Origin of the sequence: Streptococcus infantis (assembly GCF_047464415.1) — a bacterium.
GTDB classification, from domain to species: domain Bacteria; phylum Bacillota; class Bacilli; order Lactobacillales; family Streptococcaceae; genus Streptococcus; species Streptococcus infantis_AE.
In genome coordinates this window covers 154,489-170,668 of the sequence record NZ_JASHBX010000002.1, presented here as the reverse complement: position 1 = coordinate 170,668, position 16,180 = coordinate 154,489, and the positions used below count along the sequence as shown (strand labels likewise).

Here is a 16,180-nt window from a genome sequence, read left to right as displayed (position 1 = left end):
TTGGCTTGAACACCTTTATTGTATCGCGTTTGGAGTTTTTTTGGTATAACCTTCGACGCGCACCCGCATAGCGGGTGGTTTATTTGTCTCGCACCTAACGGAGCGAGACGGACTGAAAGTCACATAAGATAAACAAACCCCTTGAAAACACTGAATTTTCAAAGGGGTTATTTTTATTCTTAGAATCCGTCTACGTTTGTGTAGATTTTTTGTACGTCTTCGTCGTCTTCAAGGACTCCGTAGAGTTTTTCAAATGTTTCCAAATCTTCACCTGACAACTCAACTTCTGATTGAGGAATCATTTCCAATTCAGTTACTTGGAATTCTTCAATACCAGATTCACGCAAAGCAACGATAGCCTTGTGAAGATCAGTTGGAACTGTGTAAACAGTGATTGTTCCTTCTTCTGCTTCTACATCGTCTACATCGACATCTGCTTCAAGCAAGAGTTCAAAGATAGCATCAGCATCTTCACCTGCAAAGACGATAACACCTTTGTTGTCAAAGAGGTAAGATACAGAACCTGAAGCTCCCATGTTCCCACCGTTTTTACCAAAGGCAGCACGCACGTTGGCAGCTGTACGGTTAACGTTTGAAGTCAAAGTATCAACGATCAACATAGAACCATTTGGTCCGAATCCTTCGTAACGTCCTTCTGTAAAGGTTTCGTCTGTGTTTCCTTTTGCTTTATCGATTGCTTTATCAATAACGTGTTTTGGCACTTGCGCTTGTTTGGCACGATCGATAACGAATTTCAAAGCAGTGTTTAGTTCTGGATCTGGCTCACCTTTTTTAGCTGCTACATAGATTTCTACACCAAATTTTGCATATACTTTAGAGTTAGCTCCATCTTTAGCCGTTTTCTTAGCTACGATATTGGCCCATTTACGTCCCATTAGGAATCTCCTTTTTTCACATTTTAATCTTTCTTATTATAACACAAGTCTATCCGATTTTCACTAGAGGAAATGGATTTTTCTTTTGTAAATTAAGCTAGGATTTCCCGCCAGTAGCCAAGAGTTTTTTGCCTTCTTTGATCCATGGATGTTTGGAAAGTGAGAAGTAAAGTTGGGCAGTCATAACTAGCCAGAGAAGGGGCTCACATAGAATCACACCTGTATAACCTGTCCAAGGAATAATCCAAGCGACGAAAATAATTTTACCAAAAAACTCGATAAAGCTAGATACGAGGGGCAAGAATTTTTGACCGAGACCCTGCAAGCTATTTCTATAGATCAATAAAAGACTCAAAAACGGATAGAATACCGAACTGATACGTAGATACAAAGACCCATTTTCAATCAAGTAAGCGTCTGTCGAACTTGCCAGGAAAGAAACTAGGCTAGGACTTGCAAAAAATAGGAACACACAAGCAAAGGTCGCCCAAGACATACTCAAATAACTCCCTATACGAAGACCTTGAACGATACGTTCGGGACGTTTCGCTCCAAAGTTTTGAGAGATAAAAGTCGTCATCGAAGCCGAAATAGCCGTCATTGGCAATAGGGCAAAGGCCATGATTCTACGCGCTGCCGTTTGGGCGCTGATAATCACTGCTCCAAAGCCATTAACAGAGGATTGCAAGATGACGCTTCCGATAGAGACAATTGACCCCATCAGGCCCATGGCTAGACCTTGTTCCAAAAGATCCACATAAAGATCCTTATTCCATTTGAAATGTTTGAGACCTGGAAGAAGATCCGGAACACTCTTGCGAATATAGAAATAGCAGAGGATTGCGGACAAACCTTGCGAGATGATGGTTGCAAGACCAGCAGATTGAACACCTAACTGCAATTGTGTAATAAAATACAAATCCAGAATGACATTAACGATGGCTGAGAAAATAAGAAAACCAAGCGCCGCTAGGCTATCACCAACAGAGCGTAGCAAACCTGCAAAAAGATTATAAGCAAAGCTCACTCCCACACAAGTAACAATCATGGAGATATATTCATAGGATTGGGGGAGAATTTCTGCAGGTGTTTCTAGGTACCGTAAGAGTGGATAAAGACCAAAAAAGCCCATCAACATGACAAGCACACTCAAGATAATCCCTAAAATCCAAGTTGCTGCGACAGCTTCCTTAATCTTTTCAAAATTACGAGCGCCGTAGAGACGTGCAATAACAACACCCATCCCATTTCCAACACCGAGAGCAAAGCCGATAATCAAATCAAAAATGGCTGTCGTTGCTCCGACTGCCGCCAAGGAATCTTGCCCTAAAAAACGCCCAACAATCAAGATATCAGCTGTATTGTAAAGTTGCTGAAAGATATTGGACAGTAGAATCGGTAATGCAAAACTAATTAGCGCGGGAAGGATGGGACCATGAATCAGGTCCACTGTTGATTTTTTATTCATAAGGCTATTATATCAGCTTTCTAGTAGGGGAACAAGAGAATTTGGATAAGAAAGCGTTGCCTAGATACAAACAATCTGGTATAATCGTGACAGAAAAGGAGGCTATGTATGAGCTTAACCAGCCAGTTAATTACAGATGTATTCCCAGACCTTGAGAAAGTTGACCAATTAAACAAGGAAGCCTTTCCTGTAGAAGAACGGGTCCCTTTGGAAGAATTTTTAAGTTACCAGGATAGAGATGATGCCCACTTTTTCGCTTTCTATAACGAGGAAGAATTTGTCGGCTTCGCTTTTGCCATTTCCAACCAAAAAGCTTTCTACATTAGCTTTTTTGCCATTATGCCTCATCTCCGTAGTCATGGCTACGGGAGAGAAATCATTGAAAAACTCATCGATTTTTACCAGCGTACTATGATTCTTGAAGTAGAACGATTGGACGAAGACTGTGATAATCTCGAACAACGAAAGGCCCGCATGGATTTCTACTTACAAAATGGTTTTAAAACTGCCAATGCTTTTTTGGAGTACGAAGGTCTTAGTTTTGAGATTCTATATCGTGGCGACCACTTTGATGAAGAAGTCTATCGGAATATCTTCCAAAAATTGCAAGAAGAAAATTATTTTGACTTCCACATCGAGTACCGTCGCTTTAGTGAACACTAATCTAGATTGCAACCTTGAATCTCCATTAAAGATTTGTAATTTTCTCTGTAACCAATATACAATCACCTGTCGTAGGTGATTTTTTGTTATTCCCAAAGAAGATGAAAATTTGAAAAAAACTATCCCTAGCTCATCATAAATAAGGCTGAAACAATTTTGTCTCAGCCTTATCATGATTTACCTTATAAAGATGCACTAAGTTTACGCTTCTGTTCCAGCTTCTGGCATGATGAGCCAAAGAATGAGGTAAGCAAGAATTCCTGATCCACCTAGCAATGTGAAGAGAATCCAAAGCCCACGAACAAGTGTTGCATCAATATCTAAATAGTCAGCAAGACCTGCACAAACACCAGCAATCTTTTTATCTTGAACATTACGAACTAGACGTTTTTCCATAATAATCTCCTAATACTAATTTTTCTTTTTATTTATTTTATCATCAAATCAAATCTTTTTCAATAGGCTTTCTGCTTTTTATCTGAAGGTGCTAGTTTTAGCAATTCTTAAGCTCTCATTGTTTCATACTCTTCGAAAATCAAATTCAAACCACGTCAGCTTCACCTTGCCGTACTCAAGTACAACCTGCGGCTAGCTTCCTAGTTTGCTCTTTGATTTTCATTGAGTATCAGTTCTTTAGTCTAAGATAACAGAAAAAGTGGGGATTCCTCCGCCACTTTTACTTTTTGGCTCTATAATTTCTGTAGTGGGTAAAACCACCATAGGAATTATGGAGCCTATTTTATTGTAGAAAAAAGTCCCATAAGACCTATAATGAAAAGTGACCAAACCATCATTAGAAAGAATCTTATGGAACAATTAAATTTTATCACAAACTTACTCGGAATTAAAGACAAGAACATCATATTCTTGGATTATCTTGATGCTGGAACGCATAAAGAAGTCATCGCTAAGCTAGATTATCCTGCTCCTAAGTGTCATCACTGCCTAGGGCAAATGACTAAATATGACTTCCAGAAAGAATCTAAAATTCCCTACCTCGAATGTGCAGGATATAAGACACTCATTCGATTGAGAAAACGTCGTTTTCGTTGTAAAGTCTGCGGAAAAATGGCTGTATCAGAGACTTCCTTAGTCAAAAAGAATCACCAAATCCCGACCATCGTCAACCAGAAAATCACTCAAAAATTAATCGAGAAAGTCCCTATGACGGCTATCGCAGAAAGTCTATCTGTCTCTACTTCGACTGTCATTCGTAAATTGAAAGAATTCAAATTCAAGACAGATTTATCTTTCCTACCAACTCACATGTCTTGGGATGAATACAGCTTCAAGAAAGGTAAGATGAGTTTCATTGCACAGGATTTTGATTCCAGAAAGATCGTAACTATCCTGGATGGACGAACTCAAGTGACTATTCGCAATCATTTTTTTCGTTATTCTAGTCAGGTGAGAAGTCGCGTGAAAGTCATTACCATGGATATGTTTAGCCCCTACTACGATATTGCCAGAAAACTTTTTCCTAACGCTAAAATCGTTCTGGATCGTTTTCACATTGTCCAACATCTCAGTCGAGCTATGAATCGTCTTCGCATCCAAGTCATGAATCGTTTTGATCGTAAATCGCACGAATATAAGGCACTAAAACGTTACTGGAAACTCATTCAACAGGATAGCCGTAAACTCAGCGATAAACGATTTTATCGTCCGACTTTTCGCTCACACTTGACCAATAAAGAGATTCTCGAAAAGCTCCTTGCATACTCTCAAGAACTTAGAGAACACTATGAACTCTATCAACTATTACTGTTTCATTTCCAAGAGAAACAAACAGACCATTTCTTTGAACTGATTGAAGAAACGATTTCTTGTGTAAATCCTATTTTTCAAACTGTTTTTAAGACCTTTTTGAAAGATAAGGACAAAATCATGAACGCACTGGAACTGCCCTACTCAAACGCGAAACTAGAGGCTACTAATAACCTCATTAAGGTCATCAAGCGCAATGCTTTTGGCTTCCGGAACTTTGAAAACTTTAAAACTAGAATCCTCATTGCTTTGAACATAAAAAAGGAGAGAACCAAGTTGGTCCTCTCCAGGTTATAACTTTTCATCAACCCACTACAGTTGACAAAGAGTCTACTTTTTAATCTTCAATTTCGATTTCAAGATCATCGCCAAGGTCAAGAATTACTTCTTGATTAGCTACTTCTACTTCGGGAGCCTTTACTTTTTCATCAGCTACTGCATCATCTTCAATCAAGCCAAACTTGACACGAACTTGGTGGTCAATCTCGTCAAAGACTTCTGGGTGATCCGCCAAGTATTTCTTAGCATTTTCAGAACCTTGACCGATCTTTTCGTCTTTATAAGAGTACCATGCCCCTGCCTTCTTGATGATGTCAAGATCACTTGCAATCTTCAAAAGCTCACCAGTTCTTGAAATTCCTTCACCATACATGATTTCAACAAAGGCTTCTTTGAATGGTGGAGCTACCTTGTTTTTAACAACCTTAATCTTGGTTTCCTTACCTACGCTCGTATCTTTTTGGTCACCAGTTCCCTTGATTTGTGTGCTTCCACGAACATCCAAACGGACAGAAGCGTAGAATTTAAGGGCACGTCCACCAGGAGTTGTCTCTGGATTACCAAACATAACCCCTACTTTTTCACGCAATTGGTTAATGAAGATAGCGATTGTCTTAGTCTTATTAATAGAAGCTCCGAGTTTACGCATAGCCTGGCTCATCATACGAGCTTGAAGACCAACGTGGCTATCTCCGATATCTCCATCGATTTCCGCACGAGGTACAAGAGCAGCAACTGAGTCGATAACAACAAGGTCAACTGCACCTGAATCAATCAATTTTCCAGCAATTTCAAGACCTTGCTCCCCTGAGTCTGGTTGTGACAAGAGCAATTCGTCAATGTTAACCCCAAGAGCTGCTGCATAGGCTGGGTCAAGAGCGTGCTCTGCATCGATAAAGGCAGCAATTCCACCTTCTTTTTGGGCTTGCGCTACCGCATGAAGGGCAACCGTTGTCTTACCAGATGATTCTGGCCCGTAGATTTCGATGATACGTCCCTTTGGATAACCACCTGATCCGAGTGCGATATCAAGAGCCAAAGAACCTGAGCTCATCACTTGGACCTTTTGCTCTGCACGTTCCCCCAAGCGCATGATTGACCCCTTCCCAAAGTCTTTTTCAATCAATTTAAGAGCATCGTTCAAGGCTTTTTCACGATCAGCACCAAATTTTTTGCCAATTTCGTCTAATTTTTTTGTTGGTTTTTTCGCCATTTTATTCTCCTGTATTCTAATAGTCCTTAGACCTTCTTCTATTATAACAAATCTCCAGCACTTAATAAAGCTTTGCGAACTAGGTTAAAGGCATGTAGAACTGCAATTTCTCGCACATCTGCTCGACTTCTGCCTGCGATATTGGCCTGGATAACTTCTGTCCCCGAAGCTTGCGCCAAAGCAATAAAAACTGTACCTGCTGGATGTCCTTCTAGGCTATCTGGTCCAGCCACTCCTGTCAAACTAATGCCAAAATCTGACTGGGTCTTGATTCGCGCCTGTTCAGCCATTTTTTCAGCAGTAAAGGCTGAGACGACTCCGTGTTTTTCCAATTCAGCATGTGGAATATCAAGCATCTTAGCTTTTTCTTCAAGGCTATAGGTCACAAAACCACCTTTAAAGATAGCAGATACACCTGAGAAATCAGCCAAAGTAGCTTGAAAAAGACCTGCAGTCAAGCTTTCTGCTGCAGTGATAGTTTTCTTTTGCTTTTTCAACTCTTCTACTACCAGGCTAGCCAAGCTGGTTTCTTCCCCATAGCCATAGCAAATTTCTCGAAGTGAAACACCCTCAAAGGTTTCTCTTTCAAGGATTTTTTGTTCTAAAGTATCTAGAACACGATCCGCTTCTTCTTGACTCTTAGCCTTGGTCGATAAGCGAAGCGTCACTTCCCCAGTTTTAGCATAAGGTGCCAAGGTTGGATCCGTCTGCTGGTCAATCAAATCTGATAGAATGGTCACTAGCTGGCTCTCACCAATCCCAAAGAAACGTAGCACACGTGAATAGAGCTTAGATCCCGTTGTCAATCTTGGAAGCAACTCATTTAAGACCATAGGTTTCAATTCACTTGGAGGTCCTGGTAGAACGACGTAGGTTACCCCAGCCACCTCGATCATGCCACCGACTGCCAGTCCTGTTTTGTTTGGTAATGGAGTTGAACCTTGAACGATTTGAGCCTGGCGTTCATTATTTGGAGTTCTAGCATAGTCTGGTCGATGAGCAAAAAAGTCATCTAGCTTAGCCTGAGCCTGAGGATCAAAAGTCAAGTCACGTCCTAAAAATTGAGCCAAAGTTTGCTTGGTCAAATCATCTTCTGTCGGCCCCAAGCCACCTGTTAAAATGACTAGGCTACTGCGATTCTGAGCAATTTCCAACAAGGATAAGAGACGAGCTTCGTTATCTCCTACAGCTGTCTGAAAATAGACATCTACACCGATTTCAGCCAACTTTTCAGACAAGAATTGCGCATTGGTATTGACAATTTGACCTGTCAAAATCTCTGTTCCAACAGCTATAATTTCTGCTTTCATTTTTTCCTCCTACTTACCTATTCGGATTTCTTTGAAAAAATCGCAGGATAATTCCTACGATTTGATGAATAGTTTCCTATTATTCTAACTCTTCTACTGCAACACTAGTAGATTGAGGCAACTGACCCTGACCATAAAGATTCTCATACAAGACTACGTTGGTCTCCAAATTCGTAACTTCTGGTTGCCCGAGCGAGCGGCGTAAAAGATTTTGCATCTCTAACATATGCTCAGATGTCACGATTTGGTAAGATGTCCCTTGAAGCATTGCATCCTCTCCACGCAATTGTTGAGACTCAATATTCTTAAATGAATCTTGATACCCCATCAACTGAGGAATCGTTGTCGTTGTAATCTCGATATTTGTCTGCATATTGTCACTAAGAGCCTTCAGAATCTCTTGATAGTGACTCACACTGTTCAAACTAAGAATCTTCTCAACAACTTTTTGAATCACTTCACGCTGACGTTTTTGACGACCATAGTCTCCTTCTGGATCCTGATAACGCATACGTGAATAAACAAGGGCTTCTTCACCATTTAGTTTCTGTTCACCAACACCGATAGAAATCGTATTAAATGGTTCCTGATCTTGGATAGAGATTGGGAAACCTAGAGTGTTGTTCACTGTAATTCCACCTACTGCATCAACCATTCTTTGAAGTCCATGCATGTTGACCATCACATAACGGTCAATGTGGATATTCATCATTTTTTGAATCGTTGAAATAGACAACTCTGCTCCACCATTGGCGTAGGCGGCATTGAGTTTAGCCTCCGTTACACTACCATCTGGCTGCTGGATTTGTGTGAGAATATCACGCTCCAAACTCATCATGACTGTCTTCTTGGTTTTAGGATTCACCGTCACCAAGATCATTGAATCACTATTACCAGCCCATGGATCTGTACGTTCAACATTCCCTGTGTCCACTCCCATAAGCAAAATCGTCAGAGGTTCGGTCGCTTCAATGACCTTGGTTTCTTCTCCGATTTTTTTATAGGTTTTGGCCAAAGTCTGTGTACTCTGTTGGTAGATCGTATAGGCATAAGCTCCCACACCAAGTACTGTCACAAGAACAAAGCCTAAAAACATTCCGATTATCTTTTTTGCCATACTCTTATTCGTCTATCAGTTGACCCATTAGGTAAACATCTAGAAACTCTCCTCCTTCTATACAAGCACCACGTTCCTGTAATCCTTCTATGTTAAAGCCCATTTTTTCATACAGATGCACCGCAGCAAGATTTCTTTTTTGAACTGTCAATTGTAAACGTCGAATACTACCACTTGATTTGGCCCATTCAATAGTTTCTTCCATCAAGATACTACCGAGACCATTTCCCCAGTAAGCTTTTTTTATTCCTAAAAAGACATCTCCAATATGACGGACTCGCGGACGTTGATCAGCTGTTGTATTGATGATTCCTACTAACTCATCATTCAAAAAAGCGAGTAGGGTAATTTGATTATCCGACTGGGCCTGCTTATCCAAAAAATGTTGCATTTCAGACTCACTCATTGCAATCCCATTTTCATCCAGACTGGTATAACTAGACTCTTGACCAATTTGATCTAATAGAGCAATGACCGCTGAAGCATCCTGGGCTTCCGCTTCACGGATTAAAAGATCATACTCCATCCGTCAATCCTTTCAAAAGTTCTGTCGCTCTTTGGCCATGAGCATGAAAGACGATTTCTCGGCCCTCATCTTTTTTAAGGATTTCTAACTCCAGATAATCTGATGGAAGATTTTCCCCCAATAGATGTCCCCACTCAATAACCGTTACACCTGAACCAAAAAGAAATTCATCCAAGTCGATAGAATCTGCATCCCCTTCGATGCGATAAACATCTAAGTGATACAAGGGTAGACGTCCTTCATATTCTCTAACAATGGTATAAGTAGGACTCTTAATCATTTGATGAATGCCTAATCCCTTAGCCAGACCCTTTGTTAGCGTTGTTTTCCCAGCACCTAATTCACCAGTCAAAATCAACACATCATTTTTTTCTAACAAATGCCCTAAGTCTTCCCCAAGTGCAATCAACTCATCTTCATTTTTTGTGTACATGTAATTATTATACCAAAAAGTTTTATTTTGTGATATTTCCATCAACAAAAAAAGAGGAGACTCCCCTCTTTTTTTAGTTTTTGTCATTAGTTAAGAGCCATACTGATGTAGTTCAAGATAAACAAGGCATCCAAAATCCAAATCATGACATGCACATCTTTCACTTGACCTTTGACAACCTTCGTCAAAGTATAAGTTAAGAAACCAACGGCAATCCCTTGTGTGATTGAGTAGCTGAATCCCATAAAGATAGATGTGAAGAAAGCTGGAACAGCTTCAGCCATATCATCCCAAGGGATATTTTTCAAGTTAGAAAGCATCATAATTCCGACGATGATCAAAATTGGTGCAGTTGCAGCTGTTGGAACAATTGCTAGAAGTGGGCTAAAGAAGCTTGATAGGGCAAAACAGATGGCAACAACCAAAGCTGTCAAACCAGTACGTCCACCAGCACCGATACCGGCTGCTGACTCAACATAAGTCGTAACGTTTGAAGTACCTGCAATAGCACCTACTGAAGTTGCTACCAAATCAGAGTAAAGAGCTTTATCCAATTTAGCTGACTCATGGTTTTCACCACTTGTAGCTACGATACCTACTTTTTCACCAGTACCGATAAGAGTACCGATAGTATCAAAAATATCTGTCAATGAGAAAGCAAGAATGGCCATCAAAGTTTCTGGTAAGCGAGAAGTATTTGAAATCAAAGATCCTAAACCTTCTGAACCAAGAGCAGCACCAAACAAAGTTCCTAGGTCGTTGACTGCTGATGAAAGATTGTTGCTAGCGAAGTCAATCCCTGACACATTAACAAGACCAACAGCAATCGCAAGAACTGTCGTTGTCAAAATAGAAAGGATGATACCACCTTTGATCCCCTTAACAACGAAGAAGATAGTAATGGCAAGACCTGCAAGAGCTACCAAGACAGCTGGAGTGTTGAAGTCTACCAATCCTGGAACAGCTGCTGAGTTTGCAGTAAGTGCTGCTTGAGCCTTATCTGCTCCTTCACCTGCTACTGTATAGGTACCTGGGTCAATCGAGAATTTCAAGAGACCAGCATTCTTAATCCCAACATAAGCAAGGAAAACCCCAATACCAGCTGAAATCGCTGAACGAAGAGTTGTAGGAATAGATTCGATAATCATTTTACGAACATTGGTCAATGTAATAATCAATGAAATAATCCCACAGATGAAGACCATTCCAAGGGCTTCTTGCCATTTATAACCCATCCCAAATACGACGGTAAATGTGAAGAAGGCATTTAGTCCCATACCTGGAGCTTGCGCATATGGCAAGTTAGCATAGAAAGCCATCATCAAAGTTCCCACAACAGAACCGATAATTGTCGCCAAGAATACACCCTGAACAGGCATTCCTGTTTGTGAAAGCATTTGAGGGTTTACAAAGAGAATATAACTCATTGCAAAGAAAGTTGTTAAACCAGCAAGAACCTCTGTACGGACATCTGTCCCGTGCTCTTTTAGTTTAAATAGTTTGTCCATTTTTAATCTCCTTTGTCATTTTACGAACAATACTACCATTATATCACCAATCATTCATCTTTTCAAGATGTTTTTTCTAATTTAAAAAATTCTTATGAGATATTATTCTCCCTATTTTCGCTTATTATCAGCTTTTCTAGTCACTTTCTGATATAATAGAAAACATCTTATCTGAAACTAGATTCGGGAGGATCTTATGACTAAAAAAATGATTGCCGTCGACTTGGACGGAACCTTACTTAATGGCGAAAGCAAACTATCGGATTTTACCAAGGATACTATCAAACAAATATCTAAAAAAGGCCACCATGTCGTGATTGCAACAGGTCGCCCTTATCGTATGGCTAAAGATTTTTATGACCAGCTTGAACTTGAAACGCCTATGATCAATTTCAATGGTTCACTCACTCACCTGCCTGGTAAGGTTTGGGAGCATGAAAAATGCCTGACTGTGGACAAAAAATATCTCTTAGATATGGTTCAACGAAAAGAGGAAATCGAGGCAGACTTTATCGCTGGTGAATACCGTAAAAAGTTTTACATTACGGCTCCAGACAAGGAGATTGCCGACCCTAGGTTGTTTGGTGTTGAAAACTTCAGACCTGAAAATCAATTTAATTCCGAACTTGTCACCAAGGATCCTAACTGCATTTTATTGCAGACTCGTGCAAGTGACAAATATGCCCTAGCAGAAGAGATGAACAGCTTTTACAAGCACCAACTCAATATCAACACTTGGGGTGGCCCTTTGAACATTCTCGAATGTACTCCCAAAGGAGTTCACAAGGCCTTTGCCCTCGAATATCTTCTCAAGGTCATGAATATAGACAAACAGAATTTGATTGCCTTTGGTGACGAACACAATGACCAAGAAATGCTTTCTTTTGCAAGTAAAGGATATGCCATGAAAAATGCTAATCCCGCTCTACTTTCTTTCGCAGACGAGCAATTATCACTAACCAACGAAGAAGACGGAGTCGCTCACTTTTTACAGGAACGATTTCTTTAATTTCACTCATTCTATACTTTTTGGGTAGACATTAGCCACCTTAAAAGTATGGAATTTTTTTGAACTCAAAGTCAATGAAAAAAGGATTTGCACCTGTTTTAGCCAGATTCAAATCCTTACAAAATATCTATTTCTTTAAGACAATACGATCAGAAACGCCGCGGCCCATGTCATCGATAATAATCTGGTTCTCTTCTGCCACATAAATCTTGACATCATCACCGACGATGACTTTCTGATTTTCTGGTTCGAAGGTCACCTTCTTAACCTCTTGATCTCCGTCCGCTTCAACTTCTGTCCACGTTCCGGTATTTCCAGTAACTACAAGAGTAATGCTATCACCCTCGTCTTATCCCTTGTAGGTCCCATCTATATTAGTAGTCGTGTCAGTCTTTGCACTAATAGTAGAACTAGAAGCACTGGTTTCTGACACTTGACTAGTGCTCGCCTCAGAGCTAGTGCTTGCTTGGGATGAAGGTGTCGATTTAGCTGTTGACGAACAAGCAACTAAAAGACTAAGACTTGCCACAGTAGCAAGAGAGAGTGTAATTTTTTTAGTGACATAATGTCTCCTTTCTTTCAGGAGCTAAAGGCAGAAAAACTGCTGAACTATTCCACTTATACTATAGCAAATAAAGGAAACAAGGTCAATCAAGCAACTATGTTTTTATAAGGTAGGCACGAACTTCAGATATAAAATAGAGGGAACCTGTAACAAACAGTAAGTCTTTCTCCCCTGCAGACTTTTCAAAATCATCTATAAAGTCTCGATAGGAAGCAACTCTATGATAGCCGCTCAAATCCTGCTCCTCCAAAGAGCCATGATAGTCGAAGCTCGTCACATAGAGAGTTGTATCAGGTAAATGATCTGTCAAATAACCAAGCATGCCACTGTAATCTTTACGCTTTAAAGCTCCAAAAAGGATTTGAGGTTGATGACCTTGCTGAATTTTTTGCTGGATAAATTCAACTAACCGCTCCAAGGCTGGTAAATTGTGGGCACCATCTAGATAAATGTGCTCCGTAACAGCTTCTAGACGCCCAGCCCAGCTGGTTGTTTTCAGAGCACGCCGGATAGCTTCCTCATTGATCTTTTCACCTCTCTCTGTCATAAACAACAGAAATGTCTGCAAAGCCAAAGCAGCATTCTCCTCTTGATAAGCTCCTTCCAAACCCAGTTTTAGTCGGGTCAAATCCGCTTGAGAAGAAGAGAAATGTCCAGATTTGAAAGAAAAATCTTGGTCAGCTTGATAGAGAGTGACATCTAAATATTCTGCTATCTTTTGACAAACGAGCTGGGCTTCAGGAGCTAAGTTTGCAACCACTGCTGCTTTTTCTGGCTTAAAAATTCCTGCTTTCTGTTCAGCGATTTCTTCCAGACTATTGCCCAAGGTCTCCTGGTGATCCAGGCCGATTGATGTAATAACTGCGATCTCTCCAGTCACCACATTGGTCGTGTCAAGCAAGCCACCAATTCCAACTTCTAATAGAACTAGATCCACCCCTTGTTCTTTAAAATAAAGCAAAGCAATCACGGCTAACAACTCAAAAAAAGACAACTGGTCATGTGTTTCTAGAAGTCTTTGCTCCATTTCCTTAACTTGATTTGCTAAACGGATAAAGTCTGCGTCCGATATGGGTTGACCATTGATACAAATCCGATCATGGATGCTAACAATGTGGGGCGAAGTAAAGGTCCCCACCTTCTTACCATGAGAAAGAAAGAGCTCTCTCATAAAGGCGATGGTTGAACCCTTTCCATTTGTCCCTGTCACATGGATAATAGGATAGGCTTGCTCAGGGTTCCCCAGCAAGTCTACCGCTCTCTGCATCCGCCCCAAACCTGATCTGAAATTCAAACCGATTCGACTATGAAGCCATTTTTCTACTTCAAACACGCTTAATCTCCTTAATCCTTAACAAAAAAGCGAAGATTCTCTTCGCTTTTTACTTCATTAGCTAGTATTTAATTCTAGTATGGGAGAAAAATGTCCCCCGGACGTTCCAACTCTCCCTAGTTTCTAGGAGTTGGGGTAAAAACGTTCCCCGGACTCGCCAGCTCTCTCTTAATTCAAGGAGCTGGGCTGATACAGTCTCCCAGACTTACTTACGGTCTTTACTTTTAGCGTAAGGCTAAAAACGTTCCCCGAACGTTCCTGCTTTTTCTTATTTCTAGAAGCAGGGCTAAAAACATCCCCCGGACTTACTGACGGTTCTTATTTTTAGCGTCAGGCTAAAAACGTCCACTGGACGTTTTTACTCCTCCATAAAGCTGTTGAAGACTTCTTCAATCATGTTCCATTCATCTTCTGAATCTTCAGGGATTGGTTGCAATTCACCTTCTGTTCCATCTTCATTTTCGATGAATGAGTATGCTTGGATTTCAACTTCACCGTTTTCATCCTCTTCTGCATTAACTGGTACAAGAAGGACATAGTTTTTACCAAATTCTTCTTTTCCGTCAATAGTCAAAAGGATTTCAAACAAAGTTTCGTTTCCTTGCTCATCTACAAGTGTAATAAGTTCACGTTCTTCGTGATCGTGGTTGTGATCGTGTGACATAGTTTCTCCTCTGTCTTAAAATTTTCTATCTAAATAATTTTGCAAAATCAATTGAGCGGCTAATTTATCAATAACTTTTTTACGCTTATTGCGACTAATATCCGCTTGCTCAATCAACATACGCTCTGCAGCGACCGTAGTTAGGCGTTCATCTTGATACTCTACTGGTAGACCAAAGAGTTCTTCTAGTTTAGCCCCATAGGCTTGACTGGCTTCCACGCGCGGTCCGCTGGTATTGTTCATATTTTTAGGCAAACCAACAACAAAACGGTCTACCTTATAGGTTTCAACGAGTTCCTTGAGGCGTTCAAAACCAAACTGACCTTGATCTTCATTGATTTGGATGATTTCAAGCCCTTGTGCCGTAAAACCTAACGGATCGCTAATCGCTACTCCTACCGTTTTGGAACCAACGTCCAATCCCATAATTCTCATAGATTATAGATCGACTCCTTGTCCTTTAAGGTAGTAGCGAACCAATTCTTCAACGATTTCATCTCGCTCATACTTACGGATTTGATTTCGTGCATTGTTATAACGAGGAACGTAAGCTGGGTCTCCACTGAGAACATAGCCCACGATCTGGTTAATAGGGTTATAGCCCTTTTCATTCAAAGAAGCATAGACATCTGTCAATGTTTCACTGATTTCTTTTTTATTGGAATCGTCCAATTTAAAACGTACGGTTTCTTCAGTAAATCCCATTCTAACACCCTCTTTCCTTAGAATAGTACTATTATAGCACATTCGCGGTCGTTCTACAAATCACACAGTCTGATTCTGCTGATTTTCTCTGACTTTTTACTGGACTGTTGCCCCATTTGCAACACGATTAGCAATATAGTCCTCTGGTTCGTTTTTCAATAGATTTTCCAGTCCAACATTCTTCAAGTATTCGTTTTCACTTGCTTTTTTGAGATCCAGTGTTTGGAAATCATAGCTAGTCTTGGTTTCCATCTCTTTCTCATTTAAAAGAGTCGTTTCGATGGTAAATCCTGAAATTTTTCGAGCCGCTTGAACAGACTCATCCTTGTCCTCAGCTTCTTTTAGAGCTTTTTTAGCTTCATCTAATCCTCGCTCAGAAATATAATTTTTTAAATCTTCTGATACAGGACGCTTTTGCTGAATGGTCAAGCTTAAAAATTGATTGCCTTTGTAGGTAATGATTTGAGTTTGCTGAGCACCACTCTCATCAGCTGGCAAAACCAAGGTCTTAGTAACAACTGTATTCTTGGTTGCATTTTCTAATACGGGCAAGGTAGACTGTAGGGCTTCTTGAGAACTCTCAGTAGTTGAAGCTGCTGTTTCTTTTTTCTGACCACATCCAACGAGCAAAAATAGTGCTGCGAATGTTCCAATGACTAACTTTTTCATAAATCCTCACATGTTATCCAATTTAAATATTAGAGAAGGCCAGGAGTCACTCCCA

17 protein-coding genes and 1 pseudogene are annotated in these 16,180 nt (G+C 40.4%); 3 read left to right on the top strand and 15 right to left on the bottom strand.

The window, feature by feature from the left end:
* Window positions 1-179: 179 nt before the first annotated feature.
* Both QM460_RS02320 and QM460_RS02315 read right to left on the bottom strand, forming a co-directional pair.
* Window positions 180-896, bottom strand: coding sequence for a YebC/PmpR family DNA-binding transcriptional regulator (locus tag QM460_RS02320; protein ID WP_414289125.1), 717 nt, complete (start codon window positions 894-896; stop codon window positions 180-182).
* A 97-nt stretch (window positions 897-993) separates the two neighbouring features.
* The gene (locus QM460_RS02315; protein WP_414289124.1) at window positions 994-2,364 is read right to left on the bottom strand and encodes an MATE family efflux transporter; all 1,371 of its coding nucleotides are present in this window, start codon (window positions 2,362-2,364) and stop codon (window positions 994-996) included.
* Window positions 2,365-2,472: 108 nt separating this feature from the next.
* Here QM460_RS02315 and QM460_RS02310 point away from each other — a divergent pair, with 108 nt between their 5' ends.
* The gene (locus tag QM460_RS02310) at window positions 2,473-3,027 is read left to right on the top strand and encodes a GNAT family N-acetyltransferase (RefSeq protein ID WP_414289123.1); all 555 of its coding nucleotides are present in this window, start codon (window positions 2,473-2,475) and stop codon (window positions 3,025-3,027) included.
* A 201-nt stretch (window positions 3,028-3,228) separates the two neighbouring features.
* On the opposite strand, the gene QM460_RS02305 is transcribed toward QM460_RS02310, so the two are convergent.
* Window positions 3,229-3,423 (bottom strand): PspC domain-containing protein, encoded by a 195-nt coding sequence (locus QM460_RS02305; RefSeq protein WP_075229618.1) that lies wholly within the window; start codon window positions 3,421-3,423, stop codon window positions 3,229-3,231.
* 411 nt (window positions 3,424-3,834) lie between these two features.
* Here QM460_RS02305 and QM460_RS02300 point away from each other — a divergent pair, with 411 nt between their 5' ends.
* Window positions 3,835-5,091 carry an ISL3 family transposase gene (locus tag QM460_RS02300; RefSeq protein ID WP_414289122.1) on the top strand — a complete coding sequence of 419 codons (1,257 nt, stop codon included), beginning with the start codon at window positions 3,835-3,837 and terminating at the stop codon, window positions 5,089-5,091.
* A 40-nt stretch (window positions 5,092-5,131) separates the two neighbouring features.
* Here the strand turns inward: QM460_RS02300 and recA are convergent, their stop codons facing one another.
* From recA to QM460_RS02270, 6 genes are all read right to left on the bottom strand, one after another.
* Complete coding sequence (gene recA / locus QM460_RS02295; protein ID WP_414289121.1) at window positions 5,132-6,286, bottom strand: recombinase RecA; 1,155 nt, start codon at window positions 6,284-6,286, stop codon at window positions 5,132-5,134.
* Window positions 6,287-6,327: 41 nt separating this feature from the next.
* The gene (locus QM460_RS02290) at window positions 6,328-7,596 is read right to left on the bottom strand and encodes a competence/damage-inducible protein A (protein WP_414289120.1); all 1,269 of its coding nucleotides are present in this window, start codon (window positions 7,594-7,596) and stop codon (window positions 6,328-6,330) included.
* 79 nt (window positions 7,597-7,675) lie between these two features.
* A complete protein-coding gene (gene brpA, locus QM460_RS02285) occupies window positions 7,676-8,713 on the bottom strand; it encodes a biofilm formation/cell division transcriptional regulator BrpA (protein WP_025171292.1) in 1,038 nt (345 codons plus the stop codon).
* A 4-nt stretch (window positions 8,714-8,717) separates the two neighbouring features.
* On the bottom strand, window positions 8,718-9,239 hold the full coding sequence (locus QM460_RS02280) for a GNAT family N-acetyltransferase (protein WP_000455485.1): 522 nt from the start codon (window positions 9,237-9,239) through the stop codon (window positions 8,718-8,720).
* The gene (gene tsaE, locus QM460_RS02275) at window positions 9,229-9,672 is read right to left on the bottom strand and encodes a tRNA (adenosine(37)-N6)-threonylcarbamoyltransferase complex ATPase subunit type 1 TsaE (RefSeq protein ID WP_045762634.1); all 444 of its coding nucleotides are present in this window, start codon (window positions 9,670-9,672) and stop codon (window positions 9,229-9,231) included. The genes QM460_RS02280 and tsaE overlap by 11 nt, the downstream gene beginning before the upstream one ends.
* A gap of 86 nt (window positions 9,673-9,758) precedes the next feature.
* Entirely contained in the window at window positions 9,759-11,180 is a 1,422-nt protein-coding gene (locus tag QM460_RS02270) for an NCS2 family permease (RefSeq protein WP_414289119.1), read from the bottom strand.
* Window positions 11,181-11,376: 196 nt separating this feature from the next.
* Here QM460_RS02270 and QM460_RS02265 point away from each other — a divergent pair, with 196 nt between their 5' ends.
* Window positions 11,377-12,189: a Cof-type HAD-IIB family hydrolase gene (locus QM460_RS02265; protein ID WP_414289118.1), complete on the top strand. Its 813-nt coding sequence runs from the start codon at window positions 11,377-11,379 to the stop codon at window positions 12,187-12,189.
* 127 nt (window positions 12,190-12,316) lie between these two features.
* Here QM460_RS02265 and QM460_RS02260 read toward each other — a convergent pair.
* The 6 genes and pseudogenes from QM460_RS02260 to QM460_RS02235 all read right to left on the bottom strand — a co-directional run bounded on the left by QM460_RS02260 (window position 12,317) and on the right by QM460_RS02235 (window position 16,125).
* A pseudogene (locus QM460_RS02260) lies at window positions 12,317-12,772 on the bottom strand (SP_0198 family lipoprotein).
* Window positions 12,773-12,848: 76 nt separating this feature from the next.
* On the bottom strand, window positions 12,849-14,087 hold the full coding sequence (locus QM460_RS02255; RefSeq protein WP_414289117.1) for a bifunctional folylpolyglutamate synthase/dihydrofolate synthase: 1,239 nt from the start codon (window positions 14,085-14,087) through the stop codon (window positions 12,849-12,851).
* A gap of 358 nt (window positions 14,088-14,445) precedes the next feature.
* Window positions 14,446-14,751, bottom strand: coding sequence for a DUF1292 domain-containing protein (locus QM460_RS02250; protein WP_000017624.1), 306 nt, complete (start codon window positions 14,749-14,751; stop codon window positions 14,446-14,448).
* A gap of 15 nt (window positions 14,752-14,766) precedes the next feature.
* Window positions 14,767-15,186, bottom strand: coding sequence for a Holliday junction resolvase RuvX (gene ruvX / locus QM460_RS02245; RefSeq protein ID WP_049502846.1), 420 nt, complete (start codon window positions 15,184-15,186; stop codon window positions 14,767-14,769).
* A gap of 3 nt (window positions 15,187-15,189) precedes the next feature.
* Window positions 15,190-15,456: an IreB family regulatory phosphoprotein gene (locus tag QM460_RS02240; RefSeq protein ID WP_000507060.1), complete on the bottom strand. Its 267-nt coding sequence runs from the start codon at window positions 15,454-15,456 to the stop codon at window positions 15,190-15,192.
* Between the two features lie 96 nt (window positions 15,457-15,552).
* Window positions 15,553-16,125, bottom strand: a complete 573-nt coding sequence (locus tag QM460_RS02235) for an SP0191 family lipoprotein (protein WP_000737513.1) — start codon at window positions 16,123-16,125, stop codon at window positions 15,553-15,555.
* Window positions 16,126-16,180: the final 55 nt, after the last annotated feature.